Origin of the sequence: Agriterribacter humi (genome assembly GCF_009192765.1) — a bacterium.
Lineage (GTDB): Bacteria > Bacteroidota > Bacteroidia > Chitinophagales > Chitinophagaceae > Agriterribacter > Agriterribacter humi.
Genome location: NZ_VOHQ01000011.1, coordinates 120,245 through 140,437 on the forward strand (window position 1 = coordinate 120,245; position 20,193 = coordinate 140,437).

The window sequence follows — 20,193 nt, forward strand, 5'->3', positions numbered from 1 at the left end:
TTTGTATTTTTAGGGATAGGCTTTATTCAGATTCCTTATTACAAGAAAAGTTTAAAATGCTAAAGGGGAAAAAAATTGTACTGGGTATCACAGGAAGCATTGCTGCTTACAAAGCTGTGCTCCTGGTAAGAAGTCTTATTAAAGAAGGCGCCGAAGTAAAGGTGATCATGACACCGGCTGCAAAAGATTTTATATCACCGCTAACCTTGTCAACGCTTTCAAAGAACCCTGTACTGATTGACATCTTTAAAGAAGATACCTGGGCCAATCACGTAATGCTGGGCCGCTGGGCCGATATGATGCTGGTAGCCCCGTTGAGTTGTAATACCCTTGCCAAAATGGCTGCAGGGCTTTGCGATAATTTATTATTGTCTGTTTACCTTTCGGCAACTTGCCCCGTAATGCTTGCGCCTGCCATGGATGAAGATATGTGGAAGCACCCGTCTACCCGGCAAAACCTCCAAACCCTTGCGTCTTATGGCAATAGTATTGTACCTGTAACCAATGGCGAACTGGCAAGTGGCTTATTTGGCGAAGGAAGAATGGCTGAGCCGGAAACGATCGTAGAACACCTGCTTCAGCATTTCAAAAATGGCGGAAGGCTAAATGGCAAAAAAGTATTGGTTACAGCCGGTCCAACCTATGAGCATATTGACCCCGTACGTTTTATTGGCAATCATTCCAGTGGAAAAATGGGAGTAGCCATAGCCAGGGAATTTTTAAACAGGGGGGCAGATGTTACTTTAGTATTGGGCCCGGCGCCCGGCGCATTACCATTAGACGGGTTAAATGTAATGCGGGTGCAAACCGCCGGTGAAATGTATGATGCATGCCACCAGGTTTTCGGGGAAACAGATATAGCCATTATGGCCGCTGCGGTAGCGGATTACTCACCCGTTTCTGTAGCCAGTGAAAAAATAAAGAAGAAAGAAGAAAGCTGGTCGGTAGCGCTGAAAAAAACACCTGATATTTTAAAAAGTCTCGGACAGAAGAAAAAAGAGAACCAGGTATTGGCCGGCTTTGCGCTCGAAACCAATAATGAACGCGAAAACGCATTAGCCAAACTACAGCAAAAGAATGCGGACATTATTGTGCTGAACTCATTGCGCGATAAAGATGCAGGTTTTGGAAAGGATACAAACAAGGTGACTATTTTTGACAGAAAAGGCAGAGAAAAAAACTTTGACCTGAAATCCAAAACCGCTGTAGCTAAGGATATTGTTGATTATATAATTGAATACATCCATGCATAAGATTTCAATTTTATTGGTGGGATTGCTGCTGTCCTGCTGCGTTTCAGCACAGGAGTTGAATGCTAAAGTGTCTGTAATGGCCGGACAAATTAAAAGCTCGGTTGATAAAAAAGCATTTCAAACTTTGCAAACGGCATTAACAAACTTTCTCAACAACAGAAAATGGACGAATGATACTTATCAGCAACAGGAAAAAATCGTTTGTAATTTTCTTTTAAATCTCACCCAGGATGTTGAGCCTAATGTGTACAGGGCTGTATTAACCATACAAGCGGGCAGGCCGGTATACAACAGCGGTTATGTTTCACCGCTTATCAACTTCCAGGATAATGATGTAACCTTTAAGTATATCGAATTTCAGCAGGTGGAATTTAATGAGAGCAATGTAATGGGTACAGACCCGGCTGCCGCTAATCTTACAGCCATATTTGCATATTATGTTTACATGATACTTGGGCTGGATTACGACTCTTTTTCACCAAGAGGCGGCGATCCGTACTTTAAAAAAGCACAGAATATAGTAACCAACGCCCCCGATGGCCGTAATATTACCGGCTGGAAAGCCTTTGACGGGCAGCGCAACAGGTATTGGCTGTCTGAAAATTTCAACAACAGTAAATATTCATTGCTGCATGATGCTTATTATGCCTATTACCGGTTGGGTATGGATAAAATGTATGAAGATGAAAATGAAGCACGGCAGCAGATCCTTAACGGGCTTAATCATTTAAATACGCTAAGTACAGATAATCGCAATCTTATGGCGCTCCAGTTTTTCTTCCTGGGAAGAAGTGAGGAATTGTCGAAGCTATTTAAAAAATCACCGCCACAGGAAAGAGTAAGAGCCTCGGATTTGCTGCAAAGACTAGATATTTCAAATGCCGGCCAATATAAACAGGAATTAAAATGAGAAAGGGTTTATATATAGTGCTGGCAGCTGGTTTTTTGTTAACAGGCTGTTCGCAGAACAAAATACCGGCTGGTATTATACAGCCACATGAAATGGGGAATATGCTATTTGAAATAACGATGGCGGAAGAGTTTGTAAATTCCTTTGTAGCGAAGGATTCTTCTAAAAATAAAGAAGCAGAGATTCAGAAAGAATACCAGAAGATTTTTTTATTGCATGAGGTAACAGAAGCGCAATTTAAAGAGAGCTATGATTTTTACAGGTCGCATACCGGCATTTTTAAAACACTGATGGACTCTTTAAATGCCAGGGCTCAGCGGAAAAGAAATGAAGTATACCAAATGCCCAATTGATTGGTGTGTTAATTACAGTGCAGTAGTGAAGATGAAGATTTTTTAAAACTGCATGGTGGTACATTCAGCAATCCATCATACAAAGAAAATTTTTTACGAATGTTTACAAGCAAGGATGATCTTAAGCTGGGATATGGCGTTGATATGGAAATAGGAAAGTTTTTGACTGACCGCAAAGTGCCTGCTGATAATTTATACTGGAAAAACAGGCTATTGTATATTATACCTATGCCAGGCTATTTGTTTATACCCCTGTATATGGATCTGCAACTGAGATTGGGGCTTCCCAAGTCCGGATTGCTATCGGAACCACACCTGCAGTTGCTGGAAAACATATTGCACAGCGCGGCAAAACTCGAGCATAAAGAAATTAATTTTGAAGAACATATTGCGGAATGTATTGCCTTAACAAAGCCGCATTGTAAGAATCCATCCTTCCTGCAGGATCTTATTTATTATTTTTCCGGTGAAAAAGAAAAAGCCGGTGTAGCACTGGGCACGCCATTCAAATCCCTGGCCCGCGCCGACGCCTACCTGTTTAGCCTGTGTTATTTTGAGTTTGATGATACATTAAAAAAGAAGCTGGTGGATGCCTGGTATGCTTTGATCACATATTATCTTATTGTTGACGACCTGGAAGATATTCAGCCGGATTTTGAACAGCAGGAAGAAAATGCGGTATTAGAAGCGGGCTTATCTGATCAGGGCGCAAAAGCAATAGAAGCCCTTATTCACCAAAGCTACCACGTAATGAATGCCGTAAACCCGGTAATTGCCAACCGCATTGACCATAAAAGACAATTCATGAATGTAAAGGGGATTATTGATGCTTTTCTGCAAAAGAAGCAGCAACTTAAGGCTTAGGGCTGCTTTTCCTGTTCAGGAGTACTGCGTCACCGTCAAATTTATCTGGGACTTTACCCCACAATTTTTTACTGCCTTCTTTTAAATCGCCCAATTTATCTTCCGCAAATTCAAACACCTTAAACCTTTCTTATTTTTGTGTCTATATGTTTACCAATTGTACGGAGAAGGAAAGATTCATTTTTAAAAAGATAGCCCATGCTGCGGAATCGCTGAATATGGATTGCTATATTATAGGTGGATTTGTACGCGATAAACTCATTAAGCGCAAAACCAGCGATGCCGACATTGTTTGCGTAGGCGATGGCATAGCCCTGGCACACCAAGTTGCGGCCCAGTTTTCTCCATCGCCCAAAGTTTCTTTTTTTAAAAATTACGGAACAGCACATATCCGGATAGACGGACTTGATATAGAGTTTGTAGGCGCCAGGCGCGAAAGCTATCGCTATCATTCCAGGAACCCCGAAGTAGCGCCCGGTACCCTGCATGATGATCAGAACAGGAGAGACTTTACGATTAATGCGCTGGCTGTAAGCTTAAATAAAGACAGCTATGGTAATCTTATTGATCCTTTTGAGGGAGCAACCGATATGAAAAATAAGGTCATCAAAACACCGCTTGATCCCGCTCAAACCTTTAGTGATGATCCTTTGCGTATGATGAGGGCGATCCGTTTTGCTTCCCAGTTACAATTTACTATTGACGATGGTACATGGCAGGGAATCAGGGATAATGTGGAACGCATACACATTATATCGCAGGAACGTATAACCGATGAACTGAATAAAATATTACTGAGTAAAGAGCCTTCAGTTGGATTGGATTTACTGTACAGGGCCGGGTTAATGCACCTGGTCTTCCCCCAAATGGTTGACCTTGCCGGGGCAGAATACATAGACGGGCTGGGGCACAAAGATAATTTTTATCACACACTCCGGGTCGTGGACAATATTTCTGCGCACACAGATGATCTGTGGTTGAGATGGGCCGCAGTGTTGCATGATATTGGCAAGCCGGCGACAAAAAAATTTGAGGAAGGGCATGGCTGGACATTTCATGGGCACGAAGTGGTGGGAGGAAGAATGGTTCCCAAAATATTTACCAGGCTGCGTCTTCCGCAGGATAATAAAATGCGCTTCGTAAAGAAAATGGTGGAATTGCATTTGCGTCCTATCAGTCTTACCAAAGAAAATATTACAGACTCTGCCATACGCCGCCTTTTATTTGATGCGGGCGACGATATAGAAGCGTTGATGACTTTATGTAAAGCGGATATCACTTCAAAAAACAAACAAAAAGTAAAACGGTATCTCGACAATTTTGAAATGGTGCGGCAGCGTTTGCATGAAGTGGAGGAAAAGGACAGGATACGCAACTGGCAACCACCTATCACCGGCGAAATGATCATGGATATTTTTGGTATTGCTCCCTGTAAGAAAGTAGGCGATATTAAAAGCGCAATAAAAGATGCGATATTGGATGGTGAAATTGAAAATAATTATGACGCGGCATATGATTACATGCTTAAAAAAGCTATGGAGTTAAATCTTGCACCCGTAAAGTAAATGCGCATGGGAAAAGGGTTATACATTAACTCGGGGAATTATGCTACTTTTGACAAATTTTATACGATATTCAACACCTAAAAGATACACATGGCTATTTTAAAATTCAGGGCATATTTTGAAGAAGATGACAGTATTTACAGAGATATTGCCGTAAAGCACACACAATCTTTTTTGGATTTGCACTTTATTATTTTAAAAAGTTTTGAATTTGATAATAAACACCAGGCTACCTTTTACCGGAGCAATGATAAATGGCTGCGCGGACGTGAAATAAGCATTGAAAAATATGATAAGGCATACAAAGCAGAACCGCTTATTATGTCGGTAACCACCGTTGGTTCTGAAATACGCAATCCCAATGAAAAATTCATTTATGTGTATGACTTTACCCGGAACTGGACTTTTCTGGTAGAGCTGATCAGTGTGTCTAAGGATGAAAATCCTAAATTAACCTATCCTGCCATTATCCGCAGTGAAGGGATAGCCCCCAGCCAGTATGGAACGAAAAGCATACTCGGCGACCGGTTTGTAGATGTGGAAGAAAAATACGATCTTACTAAAGGAGTAGAAGGCTTTAGTGAAGAAGGTGGTGTTGCTGATGATGATGCCGCTGATGACACTACGCCGGAAGAAGAAAGCGGAGCAGACGATAAGGAAGAAGTATGATTGTGTATAACGCTCTTGCCACTTACAATTTATCTCTTACCACTTCTTTTGATGTCCGATAAAACCTGCATAATAATCGTTGGTCCTACGGCAGCAGGTAAAACAGAACTGTCTCTGCAATTAGCGGAATATTTTGATACAGCCATTATTTCTGCAGATTCGCGGCAATGCTACCGGGAGCTTGATATTGGTGTCGCCAAACCAGGTGCTGCTGACTTGCAAAAAATCAAACATTATTTCATCAGTTCGCATAGCATACACGAAGTGGTAAATGCAGGCGTGTTTGAAACCTATGCTTTACAAGCTGTACATGAAATTTTTGACAAGCATGATAGCGCTATTATGGCAGGAGGCACCGGGCTGTATATAAAAGTGTTTTGTTCCGGAATGGATGCTATACCGGAAGTTAAAGAAGAAGTGAGGCAATTGGTGCGAAAGCAATACCATGCGCTTGGCATAAGCTGGTTGCAGGAAATGCTGCAGCAGCATGACCCGTTATTTTATACAAAAGGGGAAATACAGAACCCTCAAAGAATGATGAGAGCGCTGGAAATAAAATTGTCATCGGGCACATCTATTTTAAAATGGCATTCATTACCACAAAAGCAAAGAGATTTTTCAATTATCAAAATAGGCGTTGAACTTCCCCGTAAAGAGATATACCACAATATCAATAAAAGGGTAGACGCAATGATGGAGCAGGGATTATTAGAAGAAGTAAAAAGCCTTTACCCTTACCGAAATATCAACGCCTTGCAAACTGTGGGATATAATGAACTGTTCGATTATATAGATGGTAAACTTACACTACAGGAAGCGGTTGATACCATTAAGAAAAATACCAGGCATTATGCAAAAAGACAGATCACGTGGTTTAAAAGAGATGAAACCATTCATTGGTTTGCTCCGGGTAATAAAATTGATATTATAGATTTTATTGAAAAACAGGTACATTAGTCGACAGGCATTGCCCGTAGCACTGATATCTTATCTTTGACCGCTAAAATGCTATCATGGCAGATACAATAAACGAAGTAAAACATTTTTTTGAGCAGTGGGCGAAGCAACCGGTGCGCGAATTGTTTACACTCAAACAGGCCGGCAGCAACCGGCAATATTTCCGGGCGGCAACGGGCGCCAAATCTTTCATTATTACCAGCAATCCCAATAATATTTCCGAAAACAATGCTTTTATAGCTTTTGCCAAACATTTTTACAGCAAACAGCTTGCCGTACCCGAAATACTTTTTGCCAACGGGGAGAAAACGATGTATATACAAACAGACTTTGGCGATATTTCCCTGTTTGATGTAATTAAGCAGGAAGGCTATAGTGCAAGGGTAAAGGAATTATACCGTAAGGCATTTGCGCAACTGGCAAGATTGCAGGTGCAGGGTGGGGAAGGATTAGACTACAACAATTGCATAGCCACAAAATCTTTTGATAAGCAGGCCATTTATTCCGATCTTTTATATTTCCTCTATTATTTTGTGCGGGCACTTGATTTGCCCTACGATAAAAATTTATTACTGAACGATTTTGAATTACTGAGCAGCTATCTCATGCAGGAAGAGGCTAAATATTTCATGCACCGCGATTGCCAGAGCCGCAATGTAATGATCAAGGATGACCGGGTATATTTTATAGATTTCCAGGGTGGCATGCAGGGCGCATTGCAGTACGATGCCGCTTCCATGCTGTGGCAGGCGAGAGCTGCATTGCCGCACGAATGGAAAGAAGAACTGGTGGGCTACTATTTTGAAAAAGTAAACGAATTATTGGATAACAGGCTGAATAAAAAAGACTTTTTAGACAGCTACGATGGGTTTGTGCTGATAAGAATGTTGCAAACGCTTGGCGCCTATGGTTTCAGGGGGCTTTTCGAAAGAAAGCAGCATTTTATTACCAGCATTCCCTTTGCATTGAAACAGTTGCGCTGGTTTTTGGAAAATAAAAAAATACCGATCCGTCTGCCCGAACTGCAAAAAGTATTATGGCATATTGTAGACGATTCGATTATTGAGCGGTATGAAACGGTAAAAGCGGCTCCCGACACTTCGCTGGTGGTGTACATCAACAGCTTCTCCTATCGCAATGGCATACCCGCAAATGATACCGAAAATGGAGGCGGCTTTGTTTTTGATTGCCGCGGCATTTTTAATCCGGGTCGTTTTGAGGAGTTTAAAAAGCTTACGGGCCGCGATAAGGAAGTGCAGGAATTTTTGCTGCACAAAAGCGAAATGCCTTCATTTTTGCAATATGTGTATGGCATAGTGGATATTTCTGTAAGCGATTATATCCGGCGCAATTTCAGCAGCCTGGTAGTGAACTTTGGCTGCACCGGCGGGCAACACCGCAGCGTGTTTGCAGCCGACAGCCTGGCCAAACACCTGCAGGAGAAATTTGGCGTAAAAGTAACCGTGCGTCATTTGGTGCAGGATGAAAAGAATTGGGTGAACGGGTGAGGGGATGAATGGTGAGAAGTGAAAGGTGAAAGGGGAGAAGTGGTTTGTTCAAGGTACAGGTTACAAATTGCAGGGATAAAGTTGCTCACGCTTTTAAAGCAATGATTTTGGTTAATTATGATGCATAATACCAGCGAAAATTTGATACAGTCAAAAAACGGTTTAACTACCGCTATGATCTTTGCCGCTGGTTTGGGTACAAGGTTGAAACCCTGGACAGACCATCATCCCAAAGCATTGGTCTTAGTGAACGGCAAGCCCTTGCTGCAGCGCAATATTGAATACCTGCAGGGATTTGGCATTACGAAGCTGATCATTAACGTACATCATTTTGCTGACCAGGTGATTGACTTTTTAAAAGCGCATGATTATTTCAACTGTAATATCACTGTTTCGCATGAAAAAGAAGAGCCATTAGAAACCGGTGGCGGATTAAAAAAAGCCGCATGGTTTTTACAGCCGCATGATCCCTTTTTTGTGATCAATGCCGATATTTTAACCAGCCTGGATATCAATGCCATGCTGCAATTTCACCGCCTGCATAAACCATTGGTTACGCTGGCTGTAACCAACAGAAAAGCTTCCCGCTCTTTTTTGTTTAATGATAGCGATCAATTGTGCGGATGGCGGAACAATGTTTCAGCACAGGAAAAGATTTCCATTCATGCAACGCCTATTATACCCAAAGCATTCAGTGGTATCCATATTATTGATCCGGCCATTTTTGAATTAATTACTGAAGAAGGAAAATTTTCTTTGGTGGATCTGTATCTCCGCTTGTCACAACATTATTCGATCATGGGCTTTGACCATTCCGGCGATGTATTGATTGATGTGGGCAAACCGGAAGCCATTGAACAGGCAGAACACTATTTCCATTAATTTTGGGGTATGGGTATGAGGTATCGGGTATCAGCTTTCAGATTCAGTGATGAGTGGTAAGCAGCCAGTGGTAAGTAATTACTTACGTATACCCTATTGCCCTACACCTTATGCCTTACCCTGTATAACCTGTAACTTGAAACCTCGCCTCATGCATCCTCCATTAAAACATAGTATATCCGCACAAACCTTATGGTTGAGCGCAGATCGTTCTATTTTCTGGGAAGAACAAAAATCGCTTATTCTTGCCGATCTGCACCTGGGTAAAACAGGGCATTTCCGCAAGTCGGGCATTGGCGTGCCACAAACGGTTTTTAAGGAAGATATGCAGCGCCTGGTTAACCTCGTTCAATTTTTCAAGCCGGAACAACTGGTCATCGTTGGCGATATGTTTCACAGTGAATGTAATAAGGAGCTGGAATTGTTCTGCAGGTGGAGAAGCGATTTCTCTTCCCTTGCCGTTCAGCTTATTAAAGGCAATCATGATATTTTGAAAGAGCAATGGTATGAAAACGTTGCTATTACACTTCACCAGGCCAAATTGGCAATGGGGGAATTTGTTTTTTGTCATGATTATAGTGGCATGCATAAACAGGATCTCATGGAAAAATATATTTTCTCCGGGCATCTTCATCCCGGCGTTTATATAAAGGGACTAGCAAAGCAGGGTTTGCGGTTACCCTGTTTTCACTTTGCTGCAAACTGCTGCACCCTGCCAGCATTTAGCCGGTTTACGGGCGTAGCCAGCATACAAAAGGCAAGGCACGACAAAGTTTTTGCCATAGTGGATGATAAGGTAATGTTGATTTGAGATCTCTTAGCAGTGGCTATCTGGTATAAGGAGATTCCGCAATGGGATATAGGACCTGCCTGCGGACAGGTTTCAAATGGAGCTATTATAGCAACCTAATAAGATGATGGATCTGCTGCATAAAAAATAAAGCCGGTTGATGTACAACCGGCTTTATCTTTGATGGATGGAAATTCCTGTTTGAGGCAGGAGTTTTTGGCGAAGTATTAAACAACCTCTTGTTTTTTTGAATACTGCATTTGTTTTACCTATCTGCTTAGAACTGTTGCTATTTGCTTGATGTAAAGATGCTTCAGCAATCCCATTTATGAAACTTTATTCGCCAGCAAGCCTCATTCCTTCGATCTTAGTATGATTTTTTACGATAAATGATATGCTATTGCAGGGTATAGGCCACTACGTTGTTTTTAAAGAAGGTAGGTACATACACTGTTTTGGTTGCAGGATCGTAACCAATATCGGCCGAATTGATCTTTTGCTCCCTGGTATCCAATAAATGATCTTTTTTGCCATCGGCGTACACATACCATATAGAGCCTGCCCAGCACGATACAATAAAATCTCCATTGCCTACAGCTTCAATACCATCTGTTCCTCCTTCCATGCCATCGGCAATTAATGTTAAAGCGCCTGTTTTTTCCGCCCTGTATAATCCACCTGAATTGGTTAAATACAGGTCGGATCCCACCACCAGTACGCCATTGGGGCCTTTCAGGTTTTCCTGTACTACGGTTGACTTTCCATTTTCAATACGGTGTATTTTTTTGGTTTGCGAGTCCGAAACATAGATCGCTCCTTTGGAGTCAATGCTAACGTCATTCAAACCCTTCGCTCCTTCCACCGCAATCCTTTGTATGATTTTTCCTTTTGCGATATCAATAACCACAACTGCATCCACATCGGCTACATACAATTTACCCGCATGGATGCCCATGCCTTTGGGTGCATTTAAGCCGGTAACCCATTCCGATGCGATGATCTTGCCATCTAATCCTACTTTGCCTATAGAGCCTTTCCCATCTTTTCCCCATGGTTCTCCGTCAATATTGGCGGTATACAACACTTTATTGGCGCCATCAAACCTTACAGATTCGGGCACCTTTAAAAGGGTATCGGTTTCCCATTTTTTTACCAACTGTTTTTCCTGCGACTGTGCTGTGCCGTACAGCAGGATGAAGCTGAAAAGAACGGCGCATAATAAAGAAGGTTTCATGTTCAGAATGGTTTATAGTTTATGAATACATTGTCTTACGGTAAAGATAGCAGTGCAGAATCTTTATCAAATATAAAAAATAAAGCATTGGCAGGTCCGGAATTATTGTCTTAAGAGGGCTCAAATCTTAAATCTCAAACCAGCCTTCCGGCAGGGTAGGTTTCAGATCATCAATCCTTATGCTTTCGTCAGTTCATTATTCACCATTCTCCATATTCCCAGCGGGTTGGCGTCTTTCAGTTCATCGGGCAACAGGTTGTTTGGCCAGTTTTGAAAGCACAAAGGCCGTGCAAACCTTTTAATGCCATCGGCCCCAACAGAAGTAAACCTGGGATCGGTAGTTGCAGGGAAGGGACCGCCGTGCTGCATGCTCAGGCATACTTCCACACCGGTAGGTACACCATTTACAATAATCCTGCCGCAACTGTTTTTGATTTTTTCTACCAATGGGGTATAATGGCGCATATCTGTTTCCGTTGCCATCAGTGTAGAAGTTAACTGTCCTTCCATTCGGGTGGCTATGGCTAACATTTCATTCATATCCCTGCACCGTATTACAAGCGAATAAGGTCCAAACACTTCCTCGTGCAGTACGGGATTATTTAAAAAGGCTTGCCCTGTAGCCGAAGCAATGGTGGGAATGCCCTGGTTTTCATCGGGCTGTTGTTTTGCAACCGCAATGGTGTCCACATGTTCCTGCATCAGTGCTTTGTTGCGGTTGGTTACAAAGGCTTTGGCAATACCGGGGTGCAGCATGGTAGAAGGAGCGATTTGTTCAATCTCGTTACCCAGCGTTGTTATAAATTTTTGAAGTTCTTCGTTATCAATGCCAATGATGAGTCCGGGGTTGGTGCAGAACTGGCCGGTACTGAGGGTAATGGAGCCGGCATACAGTTTGGCCAATTCAACAGGTGATTGCTTTAATTTTTCGGGGAAAAGATAAACCGGGTTAATGCTGCCCATTTCTGCAAAAACCGGTATAGGTTCTTTACGCTGCGCTGCCCAGTCGAACAGGGCCTTGCCACCCCCATAAGAGCCGGTGAAGCCCACCGCTTTGGTATAAGGGTGCATCACCAAAGATTTCCCCACTTCAAAGCCCGCACCATGTACATGAGCAAATATACCCCGGGGCATGTTGCATTCGCGGGCAACTTTTATAATAGCATCCGCTACCATTTCAGATGTTTGCGCATGGGCGGGATGGGCTTTTACAATAACCGGGCAGCCGGCAGCCAACGCACTGGCAGTGTCGCCTCCCGCGGTAGAATAGGCAAAAGGAAAATTACTGGCGCCAAAAACCACAACCGGCCCTAAGGGTACAAGCATTTTCCGCAGATCAGGCTTTGGCGGGTTGCGTTCGGGAATCGCAGTATCAATGCGTGCCTCCAGCCAGTTGCCCTGTTCACAGGCATCTGCATAACTATTCAGCTGAAATATCGTTCTGGTTAATTCATTCATTAACCTGGCTTCCGGAAGATGGGTTTCTTTCATGGCTACGGCAACAATCACTTCACTTATGGAACCGAGTGCTGTAGCTATGGCATGCATAAAGCCGGCTCTTTGCCGAAGCGAAAATGTTCTATAGGTTTCAAATGCGTTCCATGATTGTTCCATTACGGCATTGATCTCTTCTGTTGTAGCATCTTTAAATGTATTCATGATAATAGCTTATTGAATGATGCGGATAAAGTTTCCTGCCTCAAATTTCGGTATTCTTTAATGATAATCACCAACATCTAAATTCTGTATCTTCGCCGCCATGGAAAAAAGCGCAAAGAAACCGGTTGTAATGAGTGGTATCCGTCCTACCGGGATATTGCACCTGGGCAGTTATTTTGGCGCACTGCAGAATTATGTGCGCATGCAAAATGAATATGAATGCTATTTTATGGTGGCCGACCTGCATTCACTCACCACCCATCCCGATACCAAAAGTTTAAGGTCGAACGTACTGCATGTAATATCGGAATACTTAGCCTGCGGGCTCGATCCGGATAAGGCTGCATTGTATTGCCAGAGTGCGGTACACGAAACTTCTGAACTGTATTTGTACCTGAATACCCTGGCCTATAAAGGCGAACTGGAAAAAACCACTACTTTTAAAGATAAGGCCCGGCTGCAGCCACAAAATATTAATGCGGCATTGCTTACTTACCCCTCCTTAATGGCAGCCGATATATTATTGCACCGTGCATTGTACGTGCCGGTGGGTAAAGATCAGGAGCAACATCTTGAGATGGCAAGGAATTTTGCCAGCCGGTTCAATCATCGCTATGGAGAGATTTTTCCCGAACCAGTGGCCTTTAATTTCGGACAGGAACTTGTTAAAGTACCCAGCCTTGATGGTACGGGTAAAATGAGCAAGAGTGAAAATCAAAATGCCACTTTATACCTTTCAGATGACGACGATCTCATCCAGAAAAAAATAATGAAGGCGAAGACCGATGAAGGCCCGAAAGCGCCTCACTCACCCATGCCTAACTATATTGAAAATATATTTCAACTGCTGGCACTTACCAGTACCCGTGATGTGTATGAAAAATTTGAATCTGGCTATAATAACTGTACGATTCGTTATGGCGATTTGAAAAAACAATTAGCGGAGGACATGATACGGTTCATTACCCCCATTCGCGAAAAGGCGCAAGATATACGCAATAATGAAACTTATATGAAAGAAGTAATGGAAAAGGGCGCTGCCAAAGCAGCAGAAAGCGCTAAAAGAACCATGCAACTGACGCGTGAAGCTATAGGGATAAAATATTTTTAAGAAAAACACTGTACGGGGATTTAAAGCAGTTAAATTTATTTATCTTGAACATGCACTTTTATCTGCTATCCCACATTTCAAATTTTGAACACAATCGTAATGGCGAAAACTAAGAAACCCAAACATATTGCAGTAGCAGGAAATATCGGCGCCGGAAAAACTACCCTCACGGAAATGCTGAGCAAGCATTACCGCTGGATACCACAGTTCGAAGATGTGGATCATAATCCGTATCTGTACGATTTTTATGAAGACATGCCCCGATGGAGCTTTAATCTCCAGATCTATTTTTTAAATACCAGGCTCAGGAACCTGCTTGAAATACAAAAAGGAAACGAAACGGTTATACAGGACAGAACTATATATGAAGACGCGCATATATTCGCTCCTAATCTTCATGAGATGGGCCTGATGAGCAAACGCGATTTTGAAAATTATTTCGGTTTTTTTGAAACGCTCAAAACCATGGTCAATCCGCCTGACCTGCTTATATACCTGCAGGCATCTGTGCCTACACTGGTGGGACAAATACAAAAACGCGGAAGGGAGTATGAGGAAAATATACGATTGGATTACCTAAAGCGCCTGAATGAATTTTATAATAAATGGATTGACGGCTACAAGGAAGGCGCACTGCTGGTAATTGATATTGATAAAAACAAGTTCCCCGAAGATGAAGAGCACCTGGGAGAGATCATACATAAAATTGACACGCAGTTGTATGGATTGTTTTGACCTCACCCCCGCCCGACTAAACATCGTTCGGGCGGGCCCATTGGAACGTTTCATCCGGACGGACTCTTTCCCTCTCCGTCATTGCGATCCGCCGCGGCGGAGAAGCAAGAGGGACGGTGCTATGGAATGATACCAAACAATAGATTCTTCCATTTCAAGTATTCAAGAAAGTTACTCACCTGACTGCCGACTGCTGATCGCTCCTGATACCTCCTGCTGACAGTGCCACTTTTTTCGTATTTTTGCAGGCTAATTTGTAAATTATTATGAGCCGTAAAGGAAAAGTTCTGGTGGCAATGAGTGGCGGTATAGACAGTACTGTTGCGGCGCTTATGCTCCATGATGAAGGGTACGAAGTAGTGGGCATTACCATGAAAACATGGGACTATGCCAGCGCGGGCAGCAGTAAAAAAGAAACCGGTTGCTGCAATGTAGACAGCTTTAACGATGCCCGGATGGCGGCGGTAGAACATGGCTTTCCTCATTTTATTCTGGATATAAGAAGCGAGTTCGGAGACGCCGTAATAGAAAATTTTGTGGAAGAATACCTCGCAGGGCGCACCCCCAACCCCTGTGTAATGTGCAATACCCATATTAAATGGCGGGCGCTTTTAAAAAGAGCCGATGCATTGGATTGCGAGTATATCGCTACCGGGCACTATGGTAATATTCACCGGCATTCCAACGGACGATACTATATCAGCAAAGGCGCAGATGAAACCAAAGACCAGAGCTATGTATTGTGGGGCTTGCAGCAGGATCTGTTAAGCCGTACCATGCTGCCGCTGGGTAAATACCGTAAAACAGAGATCAGGCAAATGGCCTTGGATTATGGCTATCCCGAACTGGCTAAGAAAAGTGAAAGCTATGAAATTTGCTTTGTGCCCGATAATGATTACCGCGGCTTTCTGAAACGAAAAGTGGATGGACTGGAGGAAAGGGTAAACGGGGGAAATTTTGTGGATGCAACCGGAAAGATCATTGGCCAGCACAAAGGCTATCCCTTTTATACTATCGGTCAGCGAAAGGGACTGGACATTGCATTGGGAAAACCTGCCTATGTAACACAGATCATACCCGAAACCAATACCGTTGTTTTGGGTGATGAGGAAGGACTGAACCGCCGGGAAATGCTGGTGGGCAAGCTCAACTGGTTAAAGTATGATGGCATTACCGATGGAATGGAAGCCATAACCAAGATCAGGTATAAAGACAGCGGAGCCCTTTCTGCTTTACAAAACCACGAAAAAGGGATACAGGTTGGCTTTTATGATCATGTAAAAGGTATTGCTCCCGGCCAAAGCGCCGTATTTTACGAAGGTGAAGATGTAATTGGCGGGGGAGTGATTTTGAGAGGTGAGAGGTGAAAAGTAAGAGGGTAAAAACAAACACTGATCTCATCATCCGTAGTTTTAGCTCATAGCTGACCGCTGAAAGCTGATAGCCAGCCGGCAATAAAAAGAAAATCAAAACGTTAGCAATCGGAAAGCTTCTTTCCGATTTTTATTTTTAACAGGTATATATGCAACCTTATGCTTTTTTGGATTGCCTGTATTAAAGCTTTTTTCTAATCTTTGTGTATGAGCAAAAGCCGCAAATATTTTTTTCTTATCCTGGCGCTGCCTGTTTTTTTAAGCCTGCAGTTTTGCAAAAAGCAAAAAGACCAATTTTCTGTGACACCGGTTAGTGATTATTACCCTACCCAGGTTGGAAAATATATTGTTTACCAAATGGATTCTACTGTATTTACCAATTTTGAAACAACTAAGGAAATTCACAGTTACCAGGTAAAAGATATGATAGATGCTGAGATAACAGATAATATGGATCGTCCCAGTTACCGTATTCGCAGAATGATCAGGGATTCAGCAGGTGTAAAGCCATGGACAGATATTGCTACGTTTATGGTAACCCCGCTGGCTAACTCGATAGAATACGTTGAAAATAATCTGCGTTACATAAAATTAAAAGCACCTGTAAAAGAAAATTACTTCTGGCAGGGCAACAGCTATATTAATGCAGAGGGGGCTTTAAGCTACCTGAATCTGTGGGAGTACAATTATATCAATGTAGATCAGCCGTATAATATTAATAATATCCTTATTGAAAATACGGTAACTGTTTTACATATTGATGAATCTACAGGCGACCCATTATCATCTCCCAACAATATTGCCTCAAAAAATTATAGCATGGAGGTATATGGAAAAGATATAGGCCTTATTTATAAAGATCTTATTCATTGGCTGTACCAAAAAAATAATACGCTGGGTAACTGCCGGGTAATAGTTGAAGGGCAACCCGATACACCCTGTCCGTATGACGTAAACTGCGATTCGCTTGCCCAAACAATGAGTGGGTACATGAAATGCGATACAGTAGCCAGCCGGTATTCCTATGATGGCTATGGTATTAAGCTAAAGATGATTGAACATAACTAATGCACATCACCTTGTTTCTATGAAAACAATAGCGCCTTTATTGCTTTTTTTTCTCGCATTCGCATTGAATGATGCTTATGCACAATCTTCAAGGTATATTATTGTTTTAAACAACAAGGACAACAACCCTTATACACTTAACAACCCTTCGCAATATTTATCACCTAAAGCCATAGAAAGAAGAACAAGGCAACAGGTTGCCATTGACAGCTCCGACCTTCCCGTTAACCCGGCTTATCTCGACAGCATTCGCCATGCGGGAACGCTGAGCATTCTTAATGTTTCCAAATGGCTGAACCAGGTATTAATACAAACCACCGATCCATCCGCATTACAAAACATAAACAGGTTTTCCTTTGTACAGTCTGTTTCGGGTATCGCACCAAGGGTTTCGGGTTGGGAAAAGGATAAAGAAGATAAATTCAGCGAAATGATCTTTCCTGTAAAACGGAGCCATATGGTACAGGGAGGCAACGATTATTATAGTTACGGCAATATGTATGCGCAGGTAAATATTCATGAAGGAGAATTCTTACACAACAAAGGTTTCCGGGGTGAAGGCATGACCATTGCCATTTTGGATGCAGGCTTTTATCATTACGATACCAACCCCGCGTTCGACAGCGTGCGGCTGAATAACCAGGTGTTGGGCACCTGGGATTTTGTGGCCAATAAAACCAGTGTAACAGAAGAGCATACACATGGAATGGTTTGCTTTTCAACCATAGCGGCAAACCGGCCGGGACTGTTGGTGGGCACAGCGCCCAAAGCAAAATTTTACCTGTTCCGCACAGAAGACGTTGCCTCAGAATATCCGGTGGAAGAACAAAACTGGGTAGCCGCAGCCGAAAGGGCCGATAGCCTGGGTGTTGATCTTATTACATCTTCTCTGGGGTACAATACTTTTACCAATCCTTCCTTAAACCATAGCTATTCCGATATGAATGGCGCGTCTACTATTATTACAAAAGGCGCGGAAATGGCAGCAAAGAAAGGAATATTTGTTACCAACAGTGCAGGTAATTCCGGCACCGATAGCTGGCATTACCTTATAGCCCCTGCTGATGGCGAACATGTGCTTGCCATTGGCGCTGTAAATGCCGGTAAACAGGTAGCTGGCTTTTCAAGCTACGGACCTTCGTACGATGGAAGAATAAAACCCAATGTAGCTTCTGTGGGCTGGGGAACCGTAATTGCAGGTACAGATGGTAATCCTGCCAGTGCCAGTGGCACTTCGGTAGCCAATCCCAACCTGGCAGGTTTAATTACATGCCTGTGGCAGGCATTCCCGGAGTTCAGCAATGCAACCATCTTCGATGCTGTACAAAGAAGTGCGGATAAATATAATAACCCTGATGACCGCGTGGGATACGGTATCCCTAATATGCGTGTAGCATATGAGATATTGGAGAAGAAAAGGCAATTGCAAAATGCTGACCGTATTTTGAACAACGACTGGCTGAAAGCATACCCTGTTCCCTTTGTAAACGATTTTACTGTATTGCTAAAGCCAAAAGTGAATGGCAAAATTTCTTTTTCATTATACGATGCTACAGGTAAAAAACTATTGGTAAAAACAACAGATGCACAACCCGGCGTAGTTCAGTTTTTATCATTCAGCAGCCTGGCTTACCTGCAGCAGGGCGTTTACTGGCTCCATTACTCCGATGGAAAAAATGATCGTATTGTGCCGTTGATGAAGTAGAGGAGGTCTCAGGGTTACAGGGTTCAGGTTGCAAGGGAATTTCCTTACTAACAGCAGAATGATATCCTTTGCCCAAAGCTGATCACTGATAGTTCGATCTCAAATCTTAAATCTCAAATGCATGTTGGCAATGTTAGCAGCGCTGCGAACAAGGTATCGGCCTTCTTATCATATCCTTTCAGCACTTCCATCTTTAATAACTGCAGATTGAATCTTTCTTTTATTTCATCCACCATTGCTTCATTCTCCCTTTTAAAAACGGAACACGTAATATACAGCAAATGGCCGCCAGGCTTTAATGAAGGAATTACATTGGAAAGAATTTTCTTTTGAAGCGCTGTGTAATGATCCAGGTTTTCTTCCTTCCAGTGATACAGTTGTTCCGGTGTTCTTGCCCATGTGCCGCTTCCGGAGCAGGGCGCATCGCATATAATAAGATCAAAAAGTGAGGGGTGAGGGGCGAGGGGTGAATGGTGAGTAGTGAATGGTGAGGGATGAATGGCCAAGGGCGAATGGGTAAGATCGGCTACTTTGGCGGTGTATGTTTTTATACCGGCAGCGGCAAAACGCTTCTCCAGGTTGATGAGTATTGATTTTCGTATATCCGATACCGTAAGGTGAATGTTTTTTAGTGTATCTTTTGCCAGTATGGATTTTCCGCCGCTGGCTGCACAACAGTCCCATACGTTAAGCTGATGATCGCCCTGCAGTGGTTTCAAAAAGTTGGCCACTTGTTGCGAGCTGTAATCCTGTACCACGGCTTCCCTGTCTGCTTCAATCACTGCATCCAGCTTTGTGGTGTTGCTAAAAGCAATACAATTTTCATTGATGAGCCTGTACTGTATTTTACCCGCATCTAACTTTTGCTGCACTGTTGCTTTATACCCGGGCCGGATACGGATAAACAGGTCGGGCTGCACAAAAAAAGAATGGCAAAAAAGAGAATGATCTATTCCCCCGCTCAGTTCTGATTGCCATGGAAATACAAAGAGCGGTGAGCAGTGGGTGGTGAAGGGTGAAGGGTGAATGGTGAGTTGTGAGGTACGCTCGGTATTAAACTTTTTATTTAATACTTCACATTTCTCTTCTATAGAAAGATGCACCTTTTCATTCCACGCCGGCTTTAACTGCTGCAGCATTTCATTAGGTTCTGAACTGCATAAAAATAACCCGGCCAATATATGGGCATGTAAGGTGTCGTTGTCCGCGGATATATTGGACGCATGTATTGGACGCATTTCAGATTGCCACATGGTTTTCGTTACTGTGGGCGGTGAAGACACCGCCCACGGCGGACCGCCCCGGTTGGTGTCCCCACCAACCGGTGACAATTTGAACTTTCCCACTGAAGGTAAATGCACCCTGAACATTTTTCCCGTGCGGTAATAGCAATAGCACAAATGACTGATCTGCTTCCTGTCTTTCGATCCGTATTTTTTATCTGCAGCAAAAAAGTTTTTCAGGAAAGCAGCAAGGGGCTGATCACCATTGTAGCGCTTGATAATACCTGCGGAGGTGTTGAGGTAAGAATGATATCTGCTCACACTGCAAAAGTGA

At 42.9% G+C, this 20,193-nt stretch carries 18 protein-coding genes; 15 read left to right on the top strand and 3 right to left on the bottom strand.

Features of this window, described 5'->3' with window-relative positions; genetic code table 11:
* The first annotated feature begins 56 nt into the window (after nucleotides 1–56).
* From coaBC to pdeM, 10 genes are all read left to right on the top strand, one after another.
* The gene (coaBC, locus tag FRX45_RS17385; protein ID WP_152269726.1) at nucleotides 57–1,253 is read left to right on the top strand and encodes a bifunctional phosphopantothenoylcysteine decarboxylase/phosphopantothenate--cysteine ligase CoaBC; all 1,197 of its coding nucleotides are present in this window, start codon (nucleotides 57–59) and stop codon (nucleotides 1,251–1,253) included.
* Complete coding sequence (gene porD / locus FRX45_RS17390) at nucleotides 1,246–2,163, top strand: type IX secretion system protein PorD (RefSeq protein WP_152269728.1); 918 nt, start codon at nucleotides 1,246–1,248, stop codon at nucleotides 2,161–2,163. Before coaBC ends, porD begins: the two co-directional genes overlap by 8 nt.
* A complete protein-coding gene (locus FRX45_RS17395; RefSeq protein ID WP_152269729.1) occupies nucleotides 2,160–2,516 on the top strand; it encodes a DUF4296 domain-containing protein in 357 nt (118 codons plus the stop codon). The genes porD and FRX45_RS17395 overlap by 4 nt, the downstream gene beginning before the upstream one ends.
* Nucleotides 2,517–2,615: 99 nt before the next feature.
* Entirely contained in the window at nucleotides 2,616–3,380 is a 765-nt protein-coding gene (locus FRX45_RS17400; protein ID WP_152269731.1) for a hypothetical protein, read from the top strand.
* Between the two features lie 146 nt (nucleotides 3,381–3,526).
* Nucleotides 3,527–4,945, top strand: coding sequence for a CCA tRNA nucleotidyltransferase (locus tag FRX45_RS17405; protein ID WP_152269732.1), 1,419 nt, complete (start codon nucleotides 3,527–3,529; stop codon nucleotides 4,943–4,945).
* A 90-nt stretch (nucleotides 4,946–5,035) separates the two neighbouring features.
* The gene (locus tag FRX45_RS17410) at nucleotides 5,036–5,614 is read left to right on the top strand and encodes an IS1096 element passenger TnpR family protein (RefSeq protein ID WP_152269734.1); all 579 of its coding nucleotides are present in this window, start codon (nucleotides 5,036–5,038) and stop codon (nucleotides 5,612–5,614) included.
* Nucleotides 5,615–5,665: 51 nt separating this feature from the next.
* The gene (gene miaA, locus FRX45_RS17415; protein WP_152269736.1) at nucleotides 5,666–6,571 is read left to right on the top strand and encodes a tRNA (adenosine(37)-N6)-dimethylallyltransferase MiaA; all 906 of its coding nucleotides are present in this window, start codon (nucleotides 5,666–5,668) and stop codon (nucleotides 6,569–6,571) included.
* Between the two features lie 56 nt (nucleotides 6,572–6,627).
* On the top strand, nucleotides 6,628–8,079 hold the full coding sequence (locus FRX45_RS17420) for a RapZ C-terminal domain-containing protein (protein ID WP_152269737.1): 1,452 nt from the start codon (nucleotides 6,628–6,630) through the stop codon (nucleotides 8,077–8,079).
* A 117-nt stretch (nucleotides 8,080–8,196) separates the two neighbouring features.
* Nucleotides 8,197–8,961 (top strand): nucleotidyltransferase family protein, encoded by a 765-nt coding sequence (locus FRX45_RS17425; RefSeq protein WP_226805431.1) that lies wholly within the window; start codon nucleotides 8,197–8,199, stop codon nucleotides 8,959–8,961.
* A gap of 151 nt (nucleotides 8,962–9,112) precedes the next feature.
* A complete protein-coding gene (pdeM, locus tag FRX45_RS17430) occupies nucleotides 9,113–9,772 on the top strand; it encodes a ligase-associated DNA damage response endonuclease PdeM (RefSeq protein WP_152269739.1) in 660 nt (219 codons plus the stop codon).
* Nucleotides 9,773–10,148: 376 nt separating this feature from the next.
* On the opposite strand, the gene FRX45_RS17435 is transcribed toward pdeM, so the two are convergent.
* Nucleotides 10,149–10,985, bottom strand: a complete 837-nt coding sequence (locus FRX45_RS17435) for an SMP-30/gluconolactonase/LRE family protein (protein WP_226805432.1) — start codon at nucleotides 10,983–10,985, stop codon at nucleotides 10,149–10,151.
* 177 nt (nucleotides 10,986–11,162) lie between these two features.
* A complete protein-coding gene (locus FRX45_RS17440) occupies nucleotides 11,163–12,644 on the bottom strand; it encodes an aldehyde dehydrogenase (NADP(+)) (RefSeq protein WP_152269741.1) in 1,482 nt (493 codons plus the stop codon).
* Between the two features lie 100 nt (nucleotides 12,645–12,744).
* Between FRX45_RS17440 and trpS the strand changes: the two genes are divergently transcribed.
* From trpS to FRX45_RS17465, 5 genes are all read left to right on the top strand, one after another.
* A complete protein-coding gene (gene trpS / locus FRX45_RS17445) occupies nucleotides 12,745–13,755 on the top strand; it encodes a tryptophan--tRNA ligase (RefSeq protein ID WP_226805433.1) in 1,011 nt (336 codons plus the stop codon).
* A gap of 99 nt (nucleotides 13,756–13,854) precedes the next feature.
* Nucleotides 13,855–14,490 carry a deoxynucleoside kinase gene (locus tag FRX45_RS17450; protein WP_152269742.1) on the top strand — a complete coding sequence of 212 codons (636 nt, stop codon included), beginning with the start codon at nucleotides 13,855–13,857 and terminating at the stop codon, nucleotides 14,488–14,490.
* A gap of 266 nt (nucleotides 14,491–14,756) precedes the next feature.
* Complete coding sequence (gene mnmA, locus FRX45_RS17455; RefSeq protein ID WP_152269743.1) at nucleotides 14,757–15,857, top strand: tRNA 2-thiouridine(34) synthase MnmA; 1,101 nt, start codon at nucleotides 14,757–14,759, stop codon at nucleotides 15,855–15,857.
* A 213-nt stretch (nucleotides 15,858–16,070) separates the two neighbouring features.
* Nucleotides 16,071–16,931, top strand: a complete 861-nt coding sequence (locus FRX45_RS17460) for a hypothetical protein (protein WP_152269744.1) — start codon at nucleotides 16,071–16,073, stop codon at nucleotides 16,929–16,931.
* A 19-nt stretch (nucleotides 16,932–16,950) separates the two neighbouring features.
* A complete protein-coding gene (locus FRX45_RS17465) occupies nucleotides 16,951–18,636 on the top strand; it encodes a S8 family serine peptidase (RefSeq protein ID WP_152269745.1) in 1,686 nt (561 codons plus the stop codon).
* A 113-nt stretch (nucleotides 18,637–18,749) separates the two neighbouring features.
* Here FRX45_RS17465 and FRX45_RS17470 read toward each other — a convergent pair whose 3' ends face one another.
* Nucleotides 18,750–20,180 carry an RsmB/NOP family class I SAM-dependent RNA methyltransferase gene (locus tag FRX45_RS17470; protein ID WP_152269746.1) on the bottom strand — a complete coding sequence of 477 codons (1,431 nt, stop codon included), beginning with the start codon at nucleotides 20,178–20,180 and terminating at the stop codon, nucleotides 18,750–18,752.
* Between the last annotated feature and the right edge of the window lie 13 nt (nucleotides 20,181–20,193).

Coding starts and splice junctions, on each gene's coding strand:
- miaA (WP_152269736.1), top strand. CDS start 5,666: ATGTCCGATAAAACCTGCATAATAATCGTTGGTCCTACGGCAGCAGGT.
- FRX45_RS17395 (WP_152269729.1), top strand. CDS start 2,160: ATGAGAAAGGGTTTATATATAGTGCTGGCAGCTGGTTTTTTGTTAACA.
- FRX45_RS17450 (WP_152269742.1), top strand. CDS start 13,855: ATGGCGAAAACTAAGAAACCCAAACATATTGCAGTAGCAGGAAATATC.
- pdeM (WP_152269739.1), top strand. CDS start 9,113: ATGCATCCTCCATTAAAACATAGTATATCCGCACAAACCTTATGGTTG.
- FRX45_RS17410 (WP_152269734.1), top strand. CDS start 5,036: ATGGCTATTTTAAAATTCAGGGCATATTTTGAAGAAGATGACAGTATT.
- coaBC (WP_152269726.1), top strand. CDS start 57: ATGCTAAAGGGGAAAAAAATTGTACTGGGTATCACAGGAAGCATTGCT.
- mnmA (WP_152269743.1), top strand. CDS start 14,757: ATGAGCCGTAAAGGAAAAGTTCTGGTGGCAATGAGTGGCGGTATAGAC.
- FRX45_RS17420 (WP_152269737.1), top strand. CDS start 6,628: ATGGCAGATACAATAAACGAAGTAAAACATTTTTTTGAGCAGTGGGCG.
- trpS (WP_226805433.1), top strand. CDS start 12,745: ATGGAAAAAAGCGCAAAGAAACCGGTTGTAATGAGTGGTATCCGTCCT.
- FRX45_RS17440 (WP_152269741.1), bottom strand. CDS start 12,644: ATGAATACATTTAAAGATGCTACAACAGAAGAGATCAATGCCGTAATG.
- FRX45_RS17400 (WP_152269731.1), top strand. CDS start 2,616: ATGTTTACAAGCAAGGATGATCTTAAGCTGGGATATGGCGTTGATATG.
- FRX45_RS17460 (WP_152269744.1), top strand. CDS start 16,071: ATGAGCAAAAGCCGCAAATATTTTTTTCTTATCCTGGCGCTGCCTGTT.
- FRX45_RS17405 (WP_152269732.1), top strand. CDS start 3,527: ATGTTTACCAATTGTACGGAGAAGGAAAGATTCATTTTTAAAAAGATA.
- FRX45_RS17465 (WP_152269745.1), top strand. CDS start 16,951: ATGAAAACAATAGCGCCTTTATTGCTTTTTTTTCTCGCATTCGCATTG.
- FRX45_RS17425 (WP_226805431.1), top strand. CDS start 8,197: ATGATGCATAATACCAGCGAAAATTTGATACAGTCAAAAAACGGTTTA.
- FRX45_RS17435 (WP_226805432.1), bottom strand. CDS start 10,985: ATGAAACCTTCTTTATTATGCGCCGTTCTTTTCAGCTTCATCCTGCTG.
- porD (WP_152269728.1), top strand. CDS start 1,246: ATGCATAAGATTTCAATTTTATTGGTGGGATTGCTGCTGTCCTGCTGC.